The sequence below is a fragment of the Microcoleus sp. Pol14D4 genome, from assembly GCF_036701245.1.
In the GTDB taxonomy this organism is placed as follows: Bacteria; Cyanobacteriota; Cyanobacteriia; order Cyanobacteriales; family Microcoleaceae; genus Microcoleus.
In genome coordinates, this window is sequence record NZ_JAUBQM010000014.1 from 42,423 (window position 1) to 64,339 (window position 21,917).

At 44.9% G+C, this 21,917-nt stretch carries 18 protein-coding genes and 1 pseudogene; 11 read left to right on the forward strand and 8 right to left on the reverse strand.

The features are described 5' to 3' along the window. Window positions 1-460: 460 nt before the first annotated feature. The 3 genes from QUA33_RS08260 to QUA33_RS08270 form a co-directional block, all read right to left on the reverse strand. Window positions 461-922, reverse strand: coding sequence for a tRNA (cytidine(34)-2'-O)-methyltransferase (locus QUA33_RS08260; protein WP_333068971.1), 462 nt, complete (start codon window positions 920-922; stop codon window positions 461-463). A gap of 237 nt (window positions 923-1,159) precedes the next feature. Then, on the reverse strand, window positions 1,160-2,311 hold the full coding sequence (gene gshA / locus QUA33_RS08265; protein ID WP_333072747.1) for a glutamate--cysteine ligase: 1,152 nt from the start codon (window positions 2,309-2,311) through the stop codon (window positions 1,160-1,162). A gap of 9 nt (window positions 2,312-2,320) precedes the next feature. Next, window positions 2,321-2,605: a hypothetical protein gene (locus tag QUA33_RS08270; RefSeq protein ID WP_333147972.1), complete on the reverse strand. Its 285-nt coding sequence runs from the start codon at window positions 2,603-2,605 to the stop codon at window positions 2,321-2,323. 123 nt (window positions 2,606-2,728) lie between these two features. Here QUA33_RS08270 and QUA33_RS08275 point away from each other — a divergent pair, with 123 nt between their 5' ends. Further along, complete coding sequence (locus tag QUA33_RS08275; RefSeq protein ID WP_333147974.1) at window positions 2,729-3,772, forward strand: AI-2E family transporter; 1,044 nt, start codon at window positions 2,729-2,731, stop codon at window positions 3,770-3,772. A gap of 156 nt (window positions 3,773-3,928) precedes the next feature. On the opposite strand, the gene QUA33_RS08280 is transcribed toward QUA33_RS08275, so the two are convergent. Further along, a complete protein-coding gene (locus tag QUA33_RS08280) occupies window positions 3,929-4,744 on the reverse strand; it encodes a cobyrinic acid a,c-diamide synthase (protein ID WP_333072746.1) in 816 nt (271 codons plus the stop codon). 498 nt (window positions 4,745-5,242) lie between these two features. Here QUA33_RS08280 and QUA33_RS28200 point away from each other — a divergent pair, with 498 nt between their 5' ends. The 4 genes from QUA33_RS28200 to QUA33_RS08295 all read left to right on the forward strand — a co-directional run bounded on the left by QUA33_RS28200 (window position 5,243) and on the right by QUA33_RS08295 (window position 9,198). Further along, window positions 5,243-5,410, forward strand: a complete 168-nt coding sequence (locus QUA33_RS28200; RefSeq protein ID WP_445243230.1) for a Mo-dependent nitrogenase C-terminal domain-containing protein — start codon at window positions 5,243-5,245, stop codon at window positions 5,408-5,410. A gap of 330 nt (window positions 5,411-5,740) precedes the next feature. Continuing rightward, window positions 5,741-6,604, forward strand: a complete 864-nt coding sequence (locus tag QUA33_RS08285; RefSeq protein WP_333072745.1) for an Npun_R2479 family HD domain-containing metalloprotein — start codon at window positions 5,741-5,743, stop codon at window positions 6,602-6,604. A 252-nt stretch (window positions 6,605-6,856) separates the two neighbouring features. Next, the gene (locus tag QUA33_RS08290) at window positions 6,857-6,985 is read left to right on the forward strand and encodes a hypothetical protein (protein WP_333147976.1); all 129 of its coding nucleotides are present in this window, start codon (window positions 6,857-6,859) and stop codon (window positions 6,983-6,985) included. 287 nt (window positions 6,986-7,272) lie between these two features. Then, a complete protein-coding gene (locus tag QUA33_RS08295) occupies window positions 7,273-9,198 on the forward strand; it encodes an alpha-amylase family glycosyl hydrolase (RefSeq protein WP_333147978.1) in 1,926 nt (641 codons plus the stop codon). 292 nt (window positions 9,199-9,490) lie between these two features. Here the strand turns inward: QUA33_RS08295 and QUA33_RS08300 are convergent, their stop codons facing one another. After that, entirely contained in the window at window positions 9,491-9,808 is a 318-nt protein-coding gene (locus QUA33_RS08300) for a glycosyltransferase (protein ID WP_333147980.1), read from the reverse strand. 285 nt (window positions 9,809-10,093) lie between these two features. Between QUA33_RS08300 and QUA33_RS08305 the strand changes: the two genes are divergently transcribed. The 4 genes from QUA33_RS08305 to QUA33_RS08320 all read left to right on the forward strand — a co-directional run bounded on the left by QUA33_RS08305 (window position 10,094) and on the right by QUA33_RS08320 (window position 14,322). Further along, entirely contained in the window at window positions 10,094-10,978 is an 885-nt protein-coding gene (locus tag QUA33_RS08305) for an inositol monophosphatase family protein (RefSeq protein WP_333147982.1), read from the forward strand. Window positions 10,979-11,138: 160 nt separating this feature from the next. After that, window positions 11,139-11,819, forward strand: coding sequence for a Crp/Fnr family transcriptional regulator (locus QUA33_RS08310; protein ID WP_333068980.1), 681 nt, complete (start codon window positions 11,139-11,141; stop codon window positions 11,817-11,819). After that, complete coding sequence (locus tag QUA33_RS08315; RefSeq protein WP_333147984.1) at window positions 11,816-13,741, forward strand: M61 family metallopeptidase; 1,926 nt, start codon at window positions 11,816-11,818, stop codon at window positions 13,739-13,741. The genes QUA33_RS08310 and QUA33_RS08315 overlap by 4 nt, the downstream gene beginning before the upstream one ends. Window positions 13,742-13,848: 107 nt before the next feature. Continuing rightward, entirely contained in the window at window positions 13,849-14,322 is a 474-nt protein-coding gene (locus QUA33_RS08320; RefSeq protein WP_333147986.1) for a TerB family tellurite resistance protein, read from the forward strand. Window positions 14,323-14,857: 535 nt separating this feature from the next. Here the strand turns inward: QUA33_RS08320 and QUA33_RS08325 are convergent. Then, the gene (locus QUA33_RS08325) at window positions 14,858-15,388 is read right to left on the reverse strand and encodes a peptidoglycan-binding protein (protein ID WP_333147988.1); all 531 of its coding nucleotides are present in this window, start codon (window positions 15,386-15,388) and stop codon (window positions 14,858-14,860) included. A gap of 272 nt (window positions 15,389-15,660) precedes the next feature. After that, window positions 15,661-17,310, reverse strand: a complete 1,650-nt coding sequence (locus tag QUA33_RS08330; protein ID WP_333147990.1) for an NAD(P)H-hydrate dehydratase — start codon at window positions 17,308-17,310, stop codon at window positions 15,661-15,663. Between the two features lie 114 nt (window positions 17,311-17,424). Between QUA33_RS08330 and mnmA the strand changes: the two genes are divergently transcribed. Continuing rightward, window positions 17,425-18,516: a tRNA 2-thiouridine(34) synthase MnmA gene (gene mnmA / locus QUA33_RS08335; RefSeq protein ID WP_333147992.1), complete on the forward strand. Its 1,092-nt coding sequence runs from the start codon at window positions 17,425-17,427 to the stop codon at window positions 18,514-18,516. 178 nt (window positions 18,517-18,694) lie between these two features. On the opposite strand, the gene QUA33_RS08340 is transcribed toward mnmA, so the two are convergent. After that, window positions 18,695-19,279: a hypothetical protein gene (locus QUA33_RS08340; protein ID WP_333147994.1), complete on the reverse strand. Its 585-nt coding sequence runs from the start codon at window positions 19,277-19,279 to the stop codon at window positions 18,695-18,697. Between the two features lie 1,793 nt (window positions 19,280-21,072). Here QUA33_RS08340 and QUA33_RS08345 point away from each other — a divergent pair. After that, window positions 21,073-21,900, forward strand: a pseudogene (locus QUA33_RS08345) (PP2C family protein-serine/threonine phosphatase). The last annotated feature ends 17 nt before the right edge of the window (window positions 21,901-21,917 follow it).

Below are 21,917 nucleotides of genomic sequence, written 5' to 3' on the forward strand. Positions count from 1 at the left end.
CAGATTACCTTGCTTTTTTAATTTAGACAAGCTCAAACCGTCAGAAATTTTAAAATTCTCGGTCAAACCTGCTGCAATTAACCCCACAAGCCTTACACCGCAATAGCTGGAACGAATACATAAAATCTTCGTTCCGGTAAGGCTCTGAACTCTCACCTATTATCAGACTTTAGGCTAATTTCCGGACAACCTACAACCGTATATTTACTAGATATAGTGTTCAGACCCAAGCTGGTACTCGCTCACGCCCTAAATCGCTAAAATCCTCGGTTTTTGTTGCTGAATCATCTTGGGAGTAATTTGGTGTTGCTGATAACAATCTGTTTTTGAATGAATAAAATATATTAATGTCTGCTATCTAGATTTTCACCCCTTAGATACAAATTTCTTATATTTAAAAGAAGATTTGGCAGCCTGCAGCAGCTATTAAATATCTATATGTTTATGTGTTGATAATGATTTATCCCAGCTCGCCCAACTGTCGTTTAGCCTCAAATAAACCCACAGCGGCGCTGACGGAGAGGTTCAAACTCCTGACTCCAGGCTGGCTCATAGGAATAAAAACTGTGGCGTCGCAGGCATCCAACACGAATTGGGGAATGCCTACAGTTTCCGAGCCAAACATCAGCCAGTCGCTGGGCTGAAATTGGAATTGCGCGTAATTGCATCGCCCGCCAGTGCTGAATCCGATCGATCGTCCCCCGCGCTGCTGCCGATAGGCCAGAAAAGCCGCTAAGTCTTCGTGGCAGTGGAGGTTGACGTAGGGCCAGTAATCTAAGCCGGCCCGTTTCAGGTAGCGATCGCTAATTTCAAACCCCAGGGGGCCCACTAAATGCAGTTCGGTGCCTGTGGCAGCGCAAGTGCGGGCGATATTGCCAGTATTCGGGGGGATTTGCGGGTGAATCAAGACAAGTTGGGGCATGAAGCTAATTAAACAGCGAAAAATACAGCTATTGGGAAATTTATAAAACTACCCAAAGGTAGATATACCTTATAGCTTTTATTTATAACCTTTGTCGAGCTCCATTGATTAAATATTCTGATTTGTTTTTGGGAGTCGCTCTGCAACTTTTGACCGAGAGGTTCGGGCTATTTGTATTGGCTGAGTACGCATAGCCAGGGGGCTAGTGAAAGCCCCGTTATAACAACGGCGGGTACTTCAGGCAACTAACTGGGCACACAAGTTGTCTTCTAGCTCCCATTCTTGGTGAGCCATCCCCTGAATCCCTTGGAGAATAATACTGCGGGTGTCAGAACCAGCCTCGTGCAGCTTCAACCACTGCTGGGCGGTGTTGCCTTCCCGGAGAATCTTTTTGAGCGGTGAGAGAAAGCAGCTAAAGCCGCGTTTTTTGGCTATAGGCCACACTTCTCGGTAAATTTCCTCAATCCAATCTCGTGCCAGAATAGTTCTGCCGTCTTGCCAGTGGGTGAGTTCGGCATCCAAACTTTGCCGGGAGGCAGCAATTTCGTTGGCGTCTGTGAGGGCAACTAAGTCTTCGTTACGGGTGGCCACCGGCAAGGTGCTGAGTTCTAACGGGTCTAAGCTGGGGTCTTCCATCATCTGCCAAATGCGAGCTTCTAGTAAGGCAGTGATGGCTAACAAAGCCAGAGGATTGACTTCGAGGTCGCAAATTCTCAGTTCGAGGCGGTTGAGACAGTAGGGGCGACGATCGCCATTTGGTCGCACTGCCGACCACAGATGACGGACGTTTTGCATAGTACCGAGTTCTAGCTGTTCTTCAGTCCACTGAATGTAATGCTTGTGACTTTCAAACAAGGGGACGATGGCGGGAGTTTTGGGAAACAAACCCCACCGAGTGGAATGATAGCCAGTGACTTCGCCGTCGAGGAAGGGGGAAGAGGCGCTCAAGGCAAGGTATAGCGGTGCTTCGACGCGGGCTAGGCGGATGGCGCGCATCAGCATTTCTGGTTGGGAGATGCCGATGTTAATGTGAATGCTGGCGGTAACGACTTTGGTGCCGTAGGTTTGCTCGATGTAAGTGTGGTAGGGGTTGTTGGGATCGGATCTGTAAAATCGATCGCTCCCTCCGAGAGACAAGGTACTTCCCGGCAGCAAGGTATAGTCGCCCAATTGTTTGAGATACTCGCGCAGCCGGACTCGTGGCTTGACTAAGGCGCACAGCAGGCGATCGTAGCTGCACAGCGGGGCGGTCGTGTACTCCACATTGCGGCTATCAGGCTCCCGGACGAATCCCTCTAGATCGGCGACTATGCGATCGGAGAGACCGACAACCTCACCTTCGGGAGTGCCGGTATACATTTCTACTTCAAAGCCTTTTGATAGCAGCACGTTTGTTCCTCAGCTAAGTTGAGTGCTAGTTTCTAGTATCCCAAAAATTGACCTGTTCATACTATCTTCCAGGAGGCAGAGTTGAAATTTTTCGCGGCTGACACGGAAACCGGGTTTTTCGACGCCAGCAAATTTGAGCGTTTGTGTGTTAGTTGCGATCGGGCTTGGGCCACCAATACTACCATCGCCAAGAGTTTCCGAGGCGGTTTTAGAGTCAGAAAAGCTGTTTGTTCGATCGGGGGCGTGTTTCATTGGGCATTGGTTACGATCGAACTTATGGTGAATAGAATCCACTCCTGCCTCCGTTCGTCATCTGTTTTCTGCCTTGAGGGGGATAGCCGCAGATATATCTTGGGTGCGATTCTAAAAGATCACTCTGCAATAGTTTTGAGCTATTATTAACCCCTAAAAATCCCTGTGAAAGAGCAAGAAAGAACCCCTCCCAATTTTTGGAATATGCTAAGCAATTTAGCCTTAGTCCGGTTTTTGCTTTTATTTGCTTCTGGTTGGGCTGGACTGCAACTTTTAGCTTACTTTGAAACTGCCGTCGCGGTTTTCACCATTGCTGCACTCGTGGCTTTTTTGCTCAACTATCCGGTGCGAACTCTCCAAAGATTTTTACCGCGAAGTTTAGCTGTCGCCTTCGTTGTCTTGCTCACCATTTTAGTTTTGGGCGGTCTCACCGTCACTGTAGGCGTCACTCTTTTATCTCAAGGACAGCAATTAATTGACAGCGTGACTGAATTTTTGAATGCTCTGGCGCCTCTGTCCGAGCGCATCGAAGCATTTCTGCGGGCGAGAAACCTGCAAGTTAACCTGCGAGTTATTGAGGAACAACTGCGAAATCAAGCTTTGGCCGGAGTTGTATCGAGTATTGCTTTTTTACAAGTATTTTTAACCAATTTATTGAATTTAATATTAATTTTGGTGGTGGCTTCTTTCATGTTACTTGATGGAGAGAGGCTGTGGGTGTTAGTTCTCAAATTTATACCTCGACACCTGCACAGGCGTTTAAGCGTAACAATAGAGAAAAACTTTTTAGGATTTTTTCAGGCACAAATCCTATTAATGTTATTTTTGACAACAGCAAGTTTTTTAATTTTTCTGCTGTTAGATGTGAAATTTCCCTTAATTTTAGCCTTTATTATCGGATTGTTTGATTTAGTTCCAGGGATCGGAGCGACGCTGGGAATTAGCTTAGTTTGTTTTATTGTATTGTCTCAAAATGTGTGGCTATCTTTAAAAGTATTGGCAGCTTGCATTGTTTTGCAGCAAATTCAAGACAACTTTATTCATCCGAGACTGATGCAAAATTCCCTTAACCTCAATCCGGTAGTGGTATTTTTTGCACTGTTAGTCGGAGCAAGATCAGCAGGACTTTTAGGTATATTTCTGGCAATTCCGCTAGCGGGAGTGATAGTTAGCTGGTTTGACATTGAAGAAATGCAAGCGGAAGGTTAGTTGATACAGCCCTCCTATTTTATATCTAATCCGGCTGAAAAATTCGGTTTTAACCGGCCGACTCAAAGTCCCATGATTCAAAAACTATCCTGTTCCCAAAGCGCAACTAAAAGTAAAGAGAAAAAAGCAAATTAGGGTACACCTTACTGCGTCAAGTTAATGAATAAATTGCAAGTCAGTAGGAAATCTTTCTTCTTCAGGTTCTGGATCATAAATGTAATCGCAGTCAAAACGCAGAGCTTGAGAGTGGCGGCTGATAGAAAATCCGCAATTACTCACCATTTCTGTAGTAAAAGTTGCCATGACTAACTCAATGAGTCTTCTGTAGGAAATGTTAGGTAGTTGAACGTAATAGGTGCGTCTGGCAAAAAAGATTCTCTCATCTTTCGGTATAATTATGCCATTAATTCTGTGTGCGTGTTGAATCGGCTTGATATAGGTTTCAATAAACTGCGACTGATTTTTTTGCAGTCTCGCTAATCTTTCGTGTTGCAACCAGCTCATTTGAAACACAATTTTAATAAATTCAAAGCCCAAAATATAGTTAAAAACATTATTGCGTTCTTCTGTACTCAAGACGAAGCGGAGTGCAGATTCTAAATATTGGTCAGTTTCTCGGCGCGATTGTTGAGCTGAGTGGATATAAAATTGTTTGATGTAGCTTCTTAAATCTGATTCGTTTAATTGTTTTTTGACCCTAAATCTGATTAAATACTCTTTGACTCGGTGTAGAGTATCTACATCTTCAAACATTTTTGAGACTAAACCGTCGGCTGTATAATTATCTAAAAATTCTGCTTGCAAGTCGGGAGTAGATGCACACAATATGTAGCAGAGAGACAAGACATAGCGCCGTTGGTTCCAAGGCAAGCTTTGGGCCCAATCTTTAACTTCTACAGGGAGTTTTTGGAGCACGGTATCTGTGTGGGGGAGTTGAGCAAGGTCGGCATATTTATGTTTTTGTTTAATCATTGCCTGAAACCTTATATTAGTAAGTATACAGAGTCGTAGATCGCAGATGATCGGAGAGGGGAGCTGCGAGGGAGGGCTGCCACTGATTCTGTCTTATTTTCTTGCCATCTATCCAAGTATAGATTCTGTAGGGAACAGAGGGCGTGATCTGTCTCACACTTTAGCGAGTTTTGAATCACAAATGCTAGCTCTTCGCATCACATTTGGCGACTGTGAATGTCACCCATAAAACTTATTCAGGTCATCGGAGCAACAGTGGGTTTCGTTGAGAATTAAGTCGGGTGATGCCTAAGTTTTTGTTAGTAATGATTACTGAGATAAATCATGAAGTTGACTGTAAGTATTTTCCCGGAAAATCACTGCCTAGACTTAACTTTTAGCGATCGCCTCGTGCAAGCAGTGCGACAGTGACTTGATAGCACTGCATGCAGGGGGAGAGCCGCCAGTAACTTAGCGGTGTGCCAAGTTATACTCGCACGGTGTTGTTGAGAGAGATATATTCAGTTATTGGGACACCATCTTTTCTACATACCGCCTATGTGCAAGCTTAATCCTGTGTATGAGGAATTAATGGGGTTGCGTTTTCCATCGCTCTCGTTTTTGGGCGGAAGCAGCGAAAACAGATACAAGTTTCCGACAACAGTGGTGAGCAACCCAAAATTTTAGATCCTACTTCTCGCCCCCAGATGTATCTGTCGAGTAAATCTAAAATTTAAAATCGACTGACGTATGCACGGAAGATGGAACACCGTACTGCTGATTGAGGGGTGTCATACCTCGATCGTCCATTTATCTCAATTATTGATGGGGTGTGTCGCTCTGGTAGTTGCGAGAGCCATAATTTAAGCCATAATTGTTGATAATATCAATGGATGCGTCTCGATAGGAGTTGGTCTCCATCGTCGCGCTTAAGCCAAAAATAACATTAAACGGTAGCACCAAAAACAATAACTATAAAAATAATTTAATGATCTACGTGGGCTCAGGGAAGTGAATATGTTTAATGCAACTGAACTGCTGATTAATGCTTTTGTAAATCGACTGATTGAAGGCTACCGGTACACCTACGGCGGGTTGAAATCTGACTATAGTGAAATTATTGCTTGGGCAGCGAGTATGGCTTTGGAAAATATTGCTAATAGCGATGCTCTTTATCACAATGTGGAACACACTATTTTAGTGACTTTGGTGGGACAGGAGATTTTGCGCGGCAAGCACATCCGGGAGGGTGGTGTTTTATGTGAACATTGGTTGCATTTCCACATTGCTTTGCTGTGTCACGATATCGGGTATGTGAAGGGGGTTTGTCGGCAAGATCGAACTGATTTGAGGCTGTATGCAACGGGGATAGAGGATTCGCAAGTGAAGCTACCTCCGGGGGCGACGGATGCGAGTTTGACGCCTTATCATGTCGATCGCGGAAAAATGTTTATTGATGAGCGTTTTGGCGGTCACAAACTGATTGATGCTGAGGTGGTTAAGCGTAATATTGAGCTGACTCGTTTCCCAGTTCCTGCCGATGAAGATTATCAAGAGACTGTCAATTATCCAGGTTTAGTGCGCGCTGCTGATTTAATTGGTCAGTTGAGCGATCCACGATATTTGCAAAAGATTGCGGCGCTGTTTTATGAGTTTGAGGAGACTGGGCAAAATCTGGTTTTGGGCTATCAAAATCCGGGAGAGTTGCGAAATGGTTATCCGAAGTTTTATTGGAATGTGGTTTATCGATATGTGAAGGATGCGATCGGCTATTTGGAACTAACGCAGCAGGGGAAACAAATTGTTGCTAATTTGAGCGCGAATGTTTTTCGGGTGGAGCATTCTCAGGTTCCAGAGTCTGCGGTGGCTGTGGTTAGCTAGGGTTGGGGTGGATGTCGGGCGATCGTTCTTTTTTGGGATAAGTAGATCGCTCTAGTTAAATACTGCTGCATAGTCAGGGTAGCTGAGATGTGGCACGATTCTCAAGAATCCTTTCAGATCGGGCTTTCCTGCCCTCCCACAAAAAAATCAACTCTTTGTCGAACCGGCCCGAAAGCCTGTGCGAGCGAGAATGGTGCAAGATATAAGGATAAAGGACTTGCACAAGGATTACAACAAGAATTGTAGCAAGTAATGCAGCAAGGAATGGGAGAAAATGCTCTGCAAATTCCTAGGCAGCTTCTCAATCTAATTGACAATCAAACCATTACTCAAACAATTGGTTTGAGGGTTGAAGATATCCAAAGTTTGCGGGAGGAATGAAAGGAAGGAAAAAAGGACGATCGCACAATTAGTACACCTTTTCTCATTACCAGGCTTAGTCTGGTACGGCAGGTGTTTGAGGATCTGCCTCTTTGAGGGAGAATTACGCTAAATATTAACTCTCATTCACCTAATCCTTAAGGATGAGTCTGCCCTCTCTCTGAAGGAAGATTTCTTTAAACGAGTAAATTCCGTATGATGCTGTAAAACTCAGTCCGAGGGGAAAGCTATTTCCGACTTGAGATCCCAATAACTGACCAATCTTACAATATAAAAAAATACATCTCATGACATCAGTCACTCCCAATCAAACTTCCTCTCAATACGAAGTTAGCGAACCAGAAGAAAAAATTGAGTCTCTGGTAGAAGAAGTTAAGCCAGAAAGCGAACTCGATTTAGAATTCCTCTACACCAGAGACATTGAATTCCGACAAGAAACAATTTATTTCATTGTAGTCGATCGCTTTTACGACGGCGACCCCACAAATAACGAAGGCCCAAACCCAGAACTTTACGATCCCGAAGGCAAAGATTGGGGCAGATATTGGGGCGGCGACTTGCAGGGAGTTATTGACAAACTCGATTACTTAAAAGATATGGGAGTTAGCGCAGTTTGGCTGACGCCACTGTTCGAGCAAGTTGAAGCATTATTTGTCGAACAAGCTGCAATTCATGGCTACTGGACTAAAGATTTCAAGCGACTAAATCCCCGCTTTATTGCCAAAGGCGACAATCCTTCTATTAACCAAACACAAGAAAGTAAAGATACGGTATTTGACAAATTAGTACACGAGTTGCACCAGCGAAACATGAAACTCGTACTCGATATTGTCTGCAATCACAGCAACCCAGATTTTAGCGGTAAAAAAGGGGAACTCTACGACGACGGCGTAAAAATAGCTGACTTTAATGACGATGAAGATGACTGGTATCACCACTATGGCGAAGTCACCAACTGGGAAGATGAATGGCAAGTCCAAAACTGCGAACTGTCGGGTTTAGCAACTTTTAACGAAAATAATATTGCCTACCGGAATTACATTAAGTCAGCAATTAAACAATGGCTGGACAGAGGTGTTGATGCTTTGCGGGTTGATACAGTCAAGCATATGCCTATTTGGTTTTGGCAGGAATTTACTGCTGACATTTTAACACACAGACCTGATGTTTTCATTTTTGGCGAATGGATTTACAGCGATCCTCGAAACGATCGTTCTGTGGAATTTGTCAACGAGTCGGGGATGACTATTTTAGATTTTGGTCTGTGCGTGGCCATTCGAGAAGTATTAGGAAAGGGTGCCGAGGCAGGATTTAAGTTAGTCCAAGATGTCCTGAATTTAGATCACCGCTACTACGGCGCGACGGAGTTGATTACTTTTATTGACAACCACGATATGCCGAGGTTTCAGTCGTTGAATCCCGATCCAGAAATGCTGCAGTTGGCGATATGTTTAATTATGACGACTCGCGGCATTCCCTGCATTTATTACGGCACCGAACAGTATTTGCACGATGATACAGATGGGGGCAATGACCCATACAACCGCCCGATGATGGAAAAGTGGGATACTGATTCGCCAATTTACCGGGATGTGCGGTTGCTGTCGGGATTGCGGCGGCTGAATCCAGCTATTTCGATGGGGAGTCAGTGGCAAAAATATTTAACTGCTGATGTTTATTGTTACGTGCGCCGCTATCGCGATTCTGTGGTGTTTGTAGCGATGAATCGTGGCAATGCTGTTACAATTAAAGAGGTTGATACTGAGCTGCCTGATGGAGAGCATACGGAGGTTTTATCGCGCCGTAAGTTTGAAGTTAAAGATGGAATGCTGTACAACTTAGAATTGGGTGCGCGAGAAGTAATGATTTTTAGCCGCGTCGGAGAGCGAGTTAAGGCAAAAACTATTGTGCGGGCCCAGCTTAACAGCGTTAGAACTCAGCCTGGTGAAAGAATTGTGGTGATTGGAGATTGTCCTGAATTGGGGAATTGGGATATTAGTAAGGGTTTCCCCTTGGAGTATATCAATACTAATACTTGGTTTGGTGAAATTCCTTTTAATGAAAGTGCGGGGAAGTTGATTTCTTATAAGTATGCACTTCTACGGGAAGGACTGTCGCCTCTCCGAGAAAATCTGGTTTGTCGCCGCTGGGTTTTAGTTTCGGAAGGGACTGTGAAATGGCGGGATAAGTGGGCGAGTGGACGGGAGTCTTAATAGTTTTGAGTTTTGAGTCTTGAGTAAGATAATCATAGGTGCATCAACCGGGTTGGATGGACGAAAATACTTGTTTGAGGCTTTCGATTATGTTTTGAAAACCCTGTTGATTGAGTAGGGGTGAGTAACTGCTGTAAGATTAAATTCGTAATGGCAACTCATAACTCATTACTTTTTAAATATGACTTAGATCGTCAACATTTTGACGTTCTATTTATAGCAGTAAGGTGTGCATTCTGCTGCATCATTCGGACGTGAGTTATGGTGTGCCTCGGCGCACCTTACAGTTTTATCAAAGCATTGCAATTTCTCGACCAAAACATCGATATAAAGTTCGCTGTTGTGGGTTCACAACCATTTTGTAGCCTGGCTGCGCTTGAGATTCAGCTTGTTGAGGATTTTTTAGCAAATTGACGATCGCCTCCCGCAAACCTGTTGCATCTCCCACCTTTACCACTTTGCCAAGATCCGGGGCAGCTAAATACTCGACCCTACCTTGAGTCCCAGTGATGACGACCGGGCGCTTGCAGGCCATTGCTTCCAGTAAAAACTGCACTCCAGCAGCATATTTATTGCCCCCCAAACAAACTGCAATTTGGTGATGGCACAAATTATCTAACCTCAGAAAATTCTATCCTCAACTATTGAAAGTGGTGGTGCGGTCAGTCAGTCGATTTTAGATTTTAGATTTTAGATTTTAGATTGACTCTACACATGATGAATCTGGGGGTTCTCAGTCATGTCTAAATTTTTTTAATTTCACCAATCCTGTCTGGGGCTTGTATAGCAACGGCCCTCATGCTTAGGAAACCGGGTTTACGGACAACCGGGCGCAAATCCTGTACGAATCAAAAACAGTGACACGCGCCGATCGATTCAAAGGACTTAAGCTTTTATGCTGAAGTTAGCTAAAGAATTTATGTTTAACCTCATGTATATTTCTCCAGAGCAAGACCAAAAAATTCGCTACACCCTACGCGAGTGCGGTCAAGAAGCTTACAAGCTAGCAGCCGAACCTTTTGAAGTTTCCGAGAAAGGGCCGAACGACTACGTGACGAGTATCGATCAATACCTAGACCGACAACTATCGGCAGCATTTAGCGCTTTGTTTCCTGAAGATGGGAGGATCACGGAGGAAAACAGCGCCTCCAGAGCAGCTTATGGGGGCAATTACCAGCGCCTCTGGTGCATCGATCCCCTCGACGGGACTGAAGAATTTATTCGGGGAAAACTTCACTACGCTTCGATGGTGGGGCTGCTGCTTGAAGGGGAACCGGTGGCCGGCTGGCTCTACGCCCCAGCTTTTGACCAAATGTATTTTGGCGGCAAAGATTGGGGATTGTTCCAAAGTGTGGGAACCCAAGCGCCGCAGCAGATCGCCCTGTGCACACCCCCGGCTCCGACAGCGGAAAATTGTAAAATTATTCTCGGAGACAAAGACCAAAAAAACTACGCCCGGGCGATCGCCCAAAGCATCCCCGGAGCCGAATTTTACTCGCTGGGCAGCTTTGGCTTAAAAGTAATGGAAGTTATCTTCGGTAGAGCCGGTTTGTACCTGTATCTCAACGGCAGAGTTAAAGTGTGGGATACCGCCGGTCCTCTGGCTTTAGCAAAAGCAGCCGGATTGGTTTGTTGCGACTTGCAAGGTCAACCGCTGAGGTGGACTAAAGATGCGATCGAGCCGGAAACTCTGGCCCACACGCAGTCAATCGCGATCGGCTGGCCGGAATACATAGAACCTCTGTTGGGTAAAGTTCAACAGGCAGTGGCCGGCTTGTAAACCCGTTTAAGATTAAAGAATCTGCCGATTTTACGTGAACCGGGCCTCTGCACCCTTATCATCAATTAAAGGAGCAACAGATTGTTTGTGTTCCCAAACATCGATCGTTCCCTAGCTGTTGGGTGTCGCCTAATCATATTTCCCACCTCCGCGAGTTTGCATGAAGACAGAAGCTTTCAGTGAGCTATTCCCTCTATTTAAGGGTGCTAACCCAGAAACCTTGGGAGGGCTACTATCAAATGCCGTCAAGCATGAGTATCCCCCGGGCCGAGCTGTGGTGATGGAGGATTCTTGGGGCAACGCAATTTACTTTGTCGTGTCTGGCTGGGTAAAAGTCCGGCGCTTGTCAAACGATCGAGCTGTATCAATGGCTATTTTAGGACGGGGTGCCTTCTTCGGCGAAATGGCCATTCTGGACGAATCTCCTCGATCGAATGACGTACTTGCTCTATCGCCCGTGCGACTTCTCAGCGTCACAGCTCAGCGATTTATCCAAACCCTCTTTAAAGACCCGCAATTGCACCACCGGATGCTGCAACTGATGGTGCGGCGACTCCGCCAAACCAATCTCCGCTATCAACTCCGAAACCGGCAGCCAGCGGTTAAACTAGCAAATACTTTAGTCGAGCTGGCAGAAAACTACGGTCAGAAAACTGCTGAGGGCAAAGATATCTTCAATATTCCTTATGAAGACTTAGCTGATGTGACAGATATCACCCTAGATGAAACCAGCAAAATTATGGAAAAACTCGATAGTAAAGGTTGGATCAATATCGATCCAGACCACCAAACTATCCATTTGATCAACCTCAAGCACTTGATTAATTTGGCAAGTCAATGACTGATGTTACTTCTTTGGATACCTCGTCGGCTGCCGGCAACCGTCAGGGGCAACTAACAGCACCGACAATTCAATATTCGGTGGCGATGCCCAATCCTGAATCCCATCTCTTTGAAGTAACTTTGCGCGTGCAAGGTTGGTCGGAGCCTGTTCTGGATTTAAAAATGCCTGTCTGGACTCCCGGTTCTTACTTGGTTCGAGAGTACGCCCGCCACCTGCAAGATTTTAGCTCCCAGGCGGGCGATTCCCTGCGGGATAGCTACGCCACGCGTGCTTTACCTTGGCGCAAGAAAAGCAAAAATCACTGGCAAATCGAGACCGATTCGGTGTCAGATATCACGGTTCGCTACCGCATTTTTGCCAACGAACTGACAGTGCGAACCAATCATTTAGACTCGACTCACGGTTATTTCAATCCAGCGGCTTTATGTTTTTTCTTGCCTGGTTTTGAGAGCAACTGCTACACCGTGACTGTTGTGCCACCGAAGCCCCAATGGCGCACCGTTACTACTTTGCCACCTGTTCCCGGCCAAAATCTTACTTTCGCTGCTGCCGATTTTGACACTCTCGTAGACAGTCCTTTTGAGATTGGCTATCATGAAGTGTACGAGTTTGAAGTGATGGGAAAAACCCACCAGCTAGTTGTTTGGGGGAAAGGCAATTTAGAACCAGATCGCACGATTCGAGACATCCAAAAAATAATCGAAGTCGAGGCAAAAATGTTCGGCGGCTTGCCTTACGAACGCTATGTGTTTTTCCTGCATTTGTCCGGCTCTGGTTTTGGCGGTTTGGAACACAAGGAGAGTTGCACTCTCAACTATCCGCGTTTTGGTTTTCGGGCCAAGGAAAAGTATGAACGCTTTATTCAGTTGGTAGCTCACGAGTTTTTTCACCTGTGGAATGTCAAGCGCATTCGACCGAAAGCTCTGGAAGTATTTGACTACGAAAAAGAGAATTACACTCCTTCTTTATGGTTTTCTGAAGGCACTACCAGTTATTACGATTTGGTGATTCCTTTTCGAGCTGGTCTCTACAACGTCAAAGGTTTTTTCCAAGGTATGGCTAAGGAAATTACTCGCTTGCAGACGACTCCGGGGCGCAGCGTGCAGCCTGTGAGCGAGTCTAGCTGGGATGCTTGGATTAAACTTTATCGCCGGGATGCTAACAGTGATAATTCGCAGATTTCCTATTATTTGAAAGGGGAAGTTGTTTCGTTTTTGCTCGATTTGTTGATTCGAGCTAGACACGGCAACGAGCGATCGCTCGATGATGTGATGCGTTTGATGTGGCAGCAGTTTGGCAATGCTAATTCTGCCCAAAATGGCGATTTTGACCTGAAGTCGGAAACAGATGGCAAGTCGGCGCATTTGACATCAAACGGAGAGTTAAATTCTCCTTCGCTGCCTGCAGAAATAGGCTTTACTCCCGAAGAGTTGCAAAGTGCGATCGAGTCCGTCGCCGGCATCGATTTGAGCGACTTTTTTGCGCGCTATATAGACGGCACAGAAGAGTTGCCTTACAACAAATATCTCGAACCTTTTGGGCTGCAAATTGGGGTAGATGAAACTGACCGAACGCCTCGCATCGGTTGGACGTTGGGAACCGAAAACGGGCGGGAAATGGTTAAATTTGTCGAAATAGGCTCTCCGGCACAATTGGCGGGAATTGACGCTGGAGACGAGTTGCTGGCGATCGAAGGTTTTCGGGTAAATTCAGAACAAGCGGGCGAGAGGCTTAAAGATTATCAGCCGGGGGACACAATAGAGGTGACAGTTTTTCACCAAGACGAACTGCGGACTCGTCGTGTGACTCTCGCGCCGCCCCGCCCTGGCCGCTACTCGATCGTGCCGGTGGAACAGCCCACCGCTATTCAGAAACAAAACTTTACTGGATGGCTGGGAGTTCCTCTGTCGAAATTGTGACATAAATGAAGGGGAACGGGAAAGAAAAGACAAGAAGGAATCAGGCTCAATTCCTAATTCCCAATTCCCAATTACCAATTTTCAATTCCCAATTACCCATTTTAATTATGCAAACCCCACCTCCTCCATCAATTACGCCCCGCCAGATGAATCTGCTGAGAATTGTTGCCTCGATGGCCTGGGCTGACGGCGAACTCGCCACAGAAGAAGTTAATTTAATGCTCGATCGCTTTTGTCGTTTGTTTGCCCCAGATACCGACGGACAACAAATGCAACAAGAACTGCGGGATTACATCATGCAAAATATCCCCCTTGACGAGTTGATAGGTCAACTAGAAACTCAAGATGAAAAGGAATTAGTCTTGCAACTCGGCTATGAAGTGATTTCTTCTAGTTCTCGCACTCCCGATGAACCCAAAATTAACGCTGAAGAAGCCGCAGCTTATCAAAAATTAGTGCAGTTGCTGAATCTTTCAGAGGATGTGGTCAAGCGTATTGAAGCTGAATCATCGGCTGCAGATACTTCAGAGGGAATTATAGAGAAGATGGCTCACAAATTAGAAAAGTTCATCAAAGGCTAGTTCGGGACTTGCGCGCGCTTGGCTTAAAAACCCGGTTGATTCCTAGATTTCTCGTTACTCAACCTGGAAATTTTCGTATAAACCGGGAATAAGCCCCCCATGCCTAAGTCTTGTTAGGTAAGTATCGGAATAATAATAATAATAATTTTCTGAGTGCAACTATTTACAACTAAATCAGAAGGGAAATAAACCGGATTGTGACCAAAAATTTCTTGATGGTACAAGCCCCCTAATTTCTCCGTGGAATCAATCCAAAATCTAAAATCCTCAAGCCCCCTAATTTATCCGTGGGGTCAATACAAAATCTAAAATTTAAAATCTCAAATCGAATGACTCCCAATTTCCTAGGATATACTAACAAAAAAACATAGGAAATTTAAGAATATTTTTAATCGCCGGGAACGGTAACAGAATTGGCGCCCCTTCCCGCGCGCTGCCTTCCCCTTAAGGAAAATTAGGGATTTTGGCTTTGCCTAAATCCCTAATTTATCTACGGATTTTGGGCGATATCACTGAAAGTGAATCCAACCCGTCATTAGTGCGGCAACTTGCTGAGGGCGTGCCAAGTTCTGTAGCCGACAATTCCATCTTGCGGTAAAGCCATGCTAATTTGCAATTGTCGCACTGCTACATCTGTCATCGTCCCGAAGGATCCGTCAATGAAGCCGAAATAGTATCCATTGATTTTCAAGACATTCTGAACAATTTTAACAGCATTACCAGAACTGCCCTTCATTACTACCGGCATATTCACAGGTGCACCAGAGTATAGTGCTTCCCAAGTGATAGGGCCGACAATCCCATCTTCTTTTAAAAAGACGCGGTGTTGGTAGCCTTTGACCGCGTTTTGAACTTGGATGCCGAAGATACCGTCCATCGGGCCAAAATAATAGGTCCAATGATATAGAAGCTGTTGCAGTTCCTTGACAGCTTGACCTGTTGAACCCATTTGTAAAGTGGGTTTGTTTACTCCAGTGGTTTCAGAAAATGCCAGAGTTGATTGAGCAGTAGTATCGGCGACAAGAGCCATAGTTTCATTGTTCAAGCTTCTTTCTTCGGTATACATAATGTGGTTCCTCTCAAGATTTAAGTTTTGGTCTTTGATATTTCAGGTATAACTGGTGGGCTTTGTGAGTGCACAGTCACTTTTTGGAGTGTCACTCATGTGAGTGTCACGGGTTTGAGTTACCCGTTGGTTTGCCGTAAGGAATGCAAGTTGTAATATTTTGATGAGGACTTTCGTTGTCACTACAAACTAAGGGGTAAGGTGCGAGGTACACACGCTACAAAATACAAAGGTGCGCGGTGCGCACCCTACCAACTACTGTTGATTGTTTACTAAGCAAATTCTCGCAATGTGGGAATTAAATACTGTGTCAAAGTAAAGGCATCTACTCCTAATTCCGTCCGTTCTTTGGCAGCCATGATTCCGGCTTGAGCGTGCCACCAAGCTGCTGTTGCTGCAACTGATTGGGGGGGGGATTTGCGGGCGATCGCAGTTGCTAATAGTCCCCCTAACAAGCCTGTAAGAACGTCGCCGCTGCCGCCTCTGGCGAGGGCTGGGGTGCTTTCGGGATTGAGGTAGGTGATGGTACGTGAAGCGTAGCTATCCCCTAGGGAATCGCCCTCCTCCTTCCAACTTATGCAAACTCTGGCTCCTTTGAGCAATACCGTTGCACCGCAAAGCTGAGCTGCTGCTTGAGTTGCCGCAATTCGATCCTCGCCCGTTTCGTCGGCTAATTCGGGAAATAAACGCTTGAATTCGCCCGGGTGAGGCGTGATAATTGTCAGTGCTGAGCGTTCGGACAAAATGGGGACTGTGCCGAGTTGAGCGAGGATATTTAAACCGTCAGCATCTAAAACCAGAGGTCGAGCGCTCTCCAGTACAGATTCTACAGCTATTGCCGCTTCCAATGTCAGACCTGGCCCTGCGGCGATCGCATCATAAGAACTCAAATCAATTGCTACTGGCAACTCGCTAATTGCACCGCTTTGGGTTTCGGGACATCCTATAACTAATGCCTCTGGCAACTGACTGCTTAACATCGATTTAATTGACTCAGGAACCGCAATTGACAGCATTCCGATGCCGCTTGCTCTTGCTCCCAATGCTGCCAAAACTGCTGCTCCGCTGTAGCGGCGGGAACCTGCAATAATTAGTAAGTGACCGTTGGTGTACTTGTGCGAAATTGGCGATCGGGGTAACGGCAAATGCTGAGTTGCCGAGGCTGTTGTAATGCGTTGTATTGCTGGCGTTTCGCCCAATACTGCTGCAATATCTGCTGCGGGAATATCAAAATCAATTAGTTCGGAACTCCCGATATATTCTAAGGCTCTGTCTTGCAGAAATCCCATTTTCCACAAACCCAAACATAATGTATGTTTTGCCCGAATTGCCGTCCCCAAAACTTCTCCGGTATCTGTATGAATTCCAGATGGAATGTCTATACTTAAAATGGGTATATTTAAATTATTTATTTCCTCAATAGCTGCCGCAGTGGCGTTATTAATTTCTCGTTCTAATCCAAATCCAAATAAACCATCTACGAGCAAATCGCAGATTTTTAGCGGTTCAATTTTGTCAACAAACCGAATATTTAAACAACGCGCATAATCAGCGTGATTTTTTGTGAGTTCTTTGAGTTTAGAAAACGGGCAGTAAATAACTACTTGGAACCCTTGAAAGTGCAATTCGCGGGCAACAACCAAAGCATCGCCGCCGTTGTGTCCGGGCCCAACCAATACGCCGATAATTGGCAATTGAGAATTAACAAGGTTTTTCCCTTCTTCCCTTTTCCTTCTATCCGTTAAATCCCGTCCACTGCTAGTTGCGCCACTTCCTTCCACCTTCAAAAGCTCCTGAATGCGTCTAGCAATCAGTCCGGCGACTTTTTCCATTAAAGCTGCGACTGGCATTCCCGCAGCAAAGATTCTCGTTTCTATTTGCCGCATTTGGTCGGCGGTAACAACAAATTTTTCAATAGTCATATTAGTGCTAAAATTTCAGCTAACAGCAGCAGTGGCAAGTTGTAGTATCTTTGTGGTATAATAAATTAGCTCGATCGAACAAAGTAACAGTAAAATAGCAATTTCTCTCCAACCATGAACAAGATTGTTGTAGGCCTCTCCGGCGGGGTCGATAGTTCCGCAGCAGCCGCAATTTTACACCATCAGGGATATGAAGTGGTGGGTTTAACGCTGTGGTTGATGAAGGGCAAAGGTCAGTGCTGCTCTGAGGGAATGGTCGATGCCGCTAAAATTTGCGAAGATTTGGGCGTTCCCCACTACATTGTTGACAGCCGCGAGGTCTTTCAGGCAAGTATTGTCGATTATTTGGTGGAGGGTTACACTGCAGGAGTTACGCCTTTGCCTTGTTCGCAGTGCAATAAAACTGTGAAGTTCGGGCCGATGCTTAAGTATGCTCGCGAAGAACTCGGAATTGAAAAAATCGCTACAGGGCACTACGCTCGGATTACTTACGATGCTGCTACGGGTCGCTATCAGTTGCTGCGGGCGATCGACCCTGCAAAAGATCAGTCTTATTTCTTGTACGATCTAACACAGGATTTGTTGGCGGGTACGGAATTTCCTTTGGGGGAAATTACCAAGACAGAAACTCGCAGAATTGCCGCGGAATTTGGCTTGACAACTGCTGATAAGCCGGAAAGTCAGGATTTGTGCTTGGTGGAAAGTAACGGTTCGATGCGGGCTTTTCTGGATAAGTACATTGCGCCGCAAAAGGGTGACATTGTGGACAAGTCAGGGCGGGTGCTCGGACAGCACGACGGCGTTCACCACTACACAATCGGTCAGCGGAAGGGACTCGGAATTGCTGCACCGGAACCGCTGTATGTGATTGAACTTGATGCTGTTGGCAATCGGGTAATTGTGGGCGATCGACAGTTGGCGGTAGAATCTGAATGTACAGTCCAGAAAGTGAATTGGGTTTCTGTAGCTGCACCGACGGCTCCGATTCGGGCTCAGGTACAGATTCGATATCGATCGCACCCCGTCCCCGCTACAATTATTCCTGTGGAATCCTCCCAAGCAGAAGAAAAAGTGGGCGGTACAAGAGTTAAGTTGATTTTTGACGAACCGCAGTTGAGCATTACTCCCGGACAAGCGGCCGTTTGGTATGACCAAGACGTGCTGTTGGGCGGGGGCATCATCGAAAGAAACCAACTCCCAAATTAAAGTAAGGGGCGGGCTAGAAGCCCACTCCACAAGAAACCACCCACAACAAAACTCACTCTTCGCTTCACAGGCATCTTGCCTGTTTGTTCTCCCCACCCACAACAAAATTCACTCTTTGTGGAACAGGCAAGATGCCTGTTCCAAAAGGAAGTTTATTTTTGATTTCACCGGCTCAAATTTACCGAGCTAACTTTTTTTCCAAACGCAAGATATTTCCCCTAGCATTAGTACGGTAAACCCAAGTTTGTCTACCATCAGAAACCACAACCCGCCAACCTTCGACAATCATTTGACCGCAAATTTCATCCGCTTTCGCGAGTCCTAAACAAGTATTCGGCCAACTTTGTCCCCTGGATTCAGTTACTTTCAACTTGTCAGCAGCAATGCCAGTGGAGTCCGACAACTCTTGGCGAACGGCTGCTGCCACGGTTGCGGGCAATTTGTTCGGGGGATTTTGGCGCGTAGCCTCGGTCAAATTGCCCGGTTCGGAAATCAGAGTATTAAGTGCCAATACCGAATAGTTAATTTTTTGGGGCACCGCTGCTGAGGAAAATTGCTGCGCGGTTTGCTGCGGTTCCTTTTCCAACTGGGCAAGGGAAGATTTGAGAGCGCTCGCCTTAGCTTCTGCGGTATGTCTTAGCGCCGGATACATTTCCCATACTAGAATCCCTGTCAGCACCAAAGCCAAGATTACAGGATTGGGCTGCTTTTGGTCGCGGTTTTTATTCGTTTGAAATTTATTTATGGAGATTCTTTTCATCATACGCCCTCTGCCTCACTTTACACAATTCGCGATCGCGCCTGAACACTCAACTGCAGATACTTATTTAGACACTCTTGCTGGTGCTATGGGTTCCTTTGTGCAGAACCGACTTGACTGCTAGTTGCGGGTATGGCACAAGTATTTCCTACTCGCTGCCGGCTGTTGTGCTTCAGGAAACTTGCACTACCCAGTTATTACTTAATTTTTACTTTTTGTCTCAAGGTATTAAGAAAAATTTATGCTTAAGTAAATATTCTTAAAAGCCTCTAATCCTCCCCTCCAATCTCAGTACAAATTACTATTCTTCGTTCCACAACTGCTAAACGTGTTTTAGACTGTGGGAGGCGAGCTGAGCCAATGATATCACAGGGATGTCGCAATATTTGTTGCAACAGGACGAAAACGCATTAGAAATAAAACCAGCTATCGCTGATTAATTGTATTAGCATTGTGGTTTTCTAGAGCCACCGTCCTCGCAACTAATTTAGTAGCAAAGGCTACTTTCTGAGTACAATTTTGTTGACATCTATCGATTATGAACAGAAAATCCCTGGCAATCCATTTAATGAATCGGCTGAGTTATCCTCAAAGGATTATCCCGATCGGTTTTCTCTTTGCAATACCGTTAACCTTGGTCATGTACCTGTTTGTTGATTGCCGAAATTAACAGCAGGGTTGATTTTAAAAACAAATCTACGGTAATGAATACCTGCGACCAGTGCGCCATTTTAGGGAATACATACCTAAAACTTCAACAGTTAAATTATCAGAGTTTAAATCCTAATTTAAGCACTTCAAAATTCCCCAAAATTTAGAAGCCCAAGTAGACAAAAACTTTAAACCCTTAGCAAATACAGATAGCCAGGTCTGAAACATATTAATGTCCGGTGAAAATGATTATAAATTCATCAAAGTTGGCACAACTTTAAACGTCGTAGCCAGTGGAGTTTAGAAACTTACGCTTTTGTCTATCCATGTTTAGCTACAGAGATTGATAGACTGAGCGCTCGCGTCGGCGATACTTCTAATCTGATTTTAGACCCAGGTTTGGATACATATTATTTAATAACTACTACTTGGCGTCAGCTTCCAAAAATGGAAAAATTTTTCTCATAAATTAGGCTTGTTTCTCAAAAAATTAGCCTGAATTCCGATGCCATACCAGAATAAAGAGTGCAAGCGATTACTCTTTCCAGCCGATTGAGAGAAATCAATGATGATTTGGCACTAATATGGAAGGTATATTTAGCAACGATAATTAGGGGAATCTGCGCTCGGCATTAACACAGGATTTAATAAAATTTAAATCTCTGGTTAAGCAGCTAAACAAGCAACTATATCAAACAATATATCAAACTGTATCATTAAAATATTACGCATACATCATTGGCAGTAAAGTGGCTTTAAATTCCATTTAAAAAGTCAAAAAAAAGTGTAAATAAGTTATATTTGCTTCAGGATTGGCTTACTAATTGTGTTAAAAATAAACAACTTTTTTAATTTTAAAATTAACAACGTTAGCTTTATTTGTTTATTTATTTGTGTCTTTTTACAGGGCAGTTGTGCAAGCTGAATTTGTTATTTACGAAACTAAAAAAAAGGCACCTGACAACTTTGAACAGAAAATTATTTTGGAGAACAGAGATGAACTGCGGCAAGCTGTGGGTGCGTTTACCAAGATTGCCGATGCCCTAGTTGCGGTAAATCAAAAAATTACTGTTCTCAACGATCACCTAAAAGCTGAAAATATGCGAATGAGCGCTGAACTAGACGCTACTCGCAAAATGCAGCAAATGCTGCTACCGAAAAAGCGAGAACTCAACGAAGTTATCGGCTTAGATATTGCGGGATTTATGGAAGTTGCTGAGGAAGTAGGCGGCGACTATTACGACGTACTCCAGCACAAAGGTAGAGTAAAAATCGGCATTGGGGATGTGACGGTACACGGATTGGAGAGCGGCGTTTTAATGATTATGGTTCAAACGGCTGTCCGAACTTTGCTCGCCTACAATGAACCCGATCCGGTGCGATTTTTAAGTGCTATGAACAGTGTAATTTACGATAATGTGAAGTGAAGGAAATCCGATAAACACGCCAGCCTTGCTTTGCTAGACTATCAGCAAGGAATGCTGAAGTTGACTGCCCAGCACGAAGAAATGATTGTAGTGCTGTGTAACGGTTCTGTCGATCGCTTTGATACAATCGATTTGGGTTTCCCGATCGGGCTTGATGCAGATATTGCTGAATTTGTTGCTGAGAAAATTGTGCACTTGCATTCAGGAGATGTGGTTGTGCTGTACACTGACGGGATTACGGAAGCTCAAAGTATGGATCAACTGCTTTATGGTTTAGATAGGTTAATAGAGGTAATAGAAAGTTATTGGCAGCGTTCGGCTACCGAAATTAGGCACGCTGTAATTAAGGACGTGCGATCGGGAGTATCTCACTTTTGCAACCAAGCTAGAAATTGGAGTTTTGAGGCAGGAGGCAGAAGGCAGGAGGCAGAAGGCAGGAGGCAGAAGAAGTATTTTTACAAATATGAGATGCTCCCCGTGCGATCGCACATCGGTAAACAAAAAGTTTTTGACGACATCATGTTGCTGGTATTCAAACAAAAATAACTACTTGGATATCCCTT

What these genes read in the sequence shown, in the direction of transcription:
- QUA33_RS08305 (WP_333147982.1), top strand. Translation starts at nt 10,094, where the DNA reads ATGCTGAAGTTAGCTAAAGAATTTATGTTTAACCTCATGTATATTTCT.
- QUA33_RS08290 (WP_333147976.1), top strand. Translation starts at nt 6,857, where the DNA reads ATGCAGCAAGGAATGGGAGAAAATGCTCTGCAAATTCCTAGGCAGCTT.
- QUA33_RS08260 (WP_333068971.1), bottom strand. Translation starts at nt 922, where the DNA reads ATGCCCCAACTTGTCTTGATTCACCCGCAAATCCCCCCGAATACTGGC.
- QUA33_RS08340 (WP_333147994.1), bottom strand. Translation starts at nt 19,279, where the DNA reads ATGATGAAAAGAATCTCCATAAATAAATTTCAAACGAATAAAAACCGC.
- QUA33_RS08285 (WP_333072745.1), top strand. Translation starts at nt 5,741, where the DNA reads ATGTTTAATGCAACTGAACTGCTGATTAATGCTTTTGTAAATCGACTG.
- QUA33_RS08320 (WP_333147986.1), top strand. Translation starts at nt 13,849, where the DNA reads ATGCAAACCCCACCTCCTCCATCAATTACGCCCCGCCAGATGAATCTG.
- QUA33_RS08325 (WP_333147988.1), bottom strand. Translation starts at nt 15,388, where the DNA reads ATGTATACCGAAGAAAGAAGCTTGAACAATGAAACTATGGCTCTTGTC.
- QUA33_RS08315 (WP_333147984.1), top strand. Translation starts at nt 11,816, where the DNA reads ATGACTGATGTTACTTCTTTGGATACCTCGTCGGCTGCCGGCAACCGT.
- QUA33_RS08295 (WP_333147978.1), top strand. Translation starts at nt 7,273, where the DNA reads ATGACATCAGTCACTCCCAATCAAACTTCCTCTCAATACGAAGTTAGC.
- mnmA (WP_333147992.1), top strand. Translation starts at nt 17,425, where the DNA reads ATGAACAAGATTGTTGTAGGCCTCTCCGGCGGGGTCGATAGTTCCGCA.
- QUA33_RS08280 (WP_333072746.1), bottom strand. Translation starts at nt 4,744, where the DNA reads ATGATTAAACAAAAACATAAATATGCCGACCTTGCTCAACTCCCCCAC.
- QUA33_RS08310 (WP_333068980.1), top strand. Translation starts at nt 11,139, where the DNA reads ATGAAGACAGAAGCTTTCAGTGAGCTATTCCCTCTATTTAAGGGTGCT.
- QUA33_RS08330 (WP_333147990.1), bottom strand. Translation starts at nt 17,310, where the DNA reads ATGACTATTGAAAAATTTGTTGTTACCGCCGACCAAATGCGGCAAATA.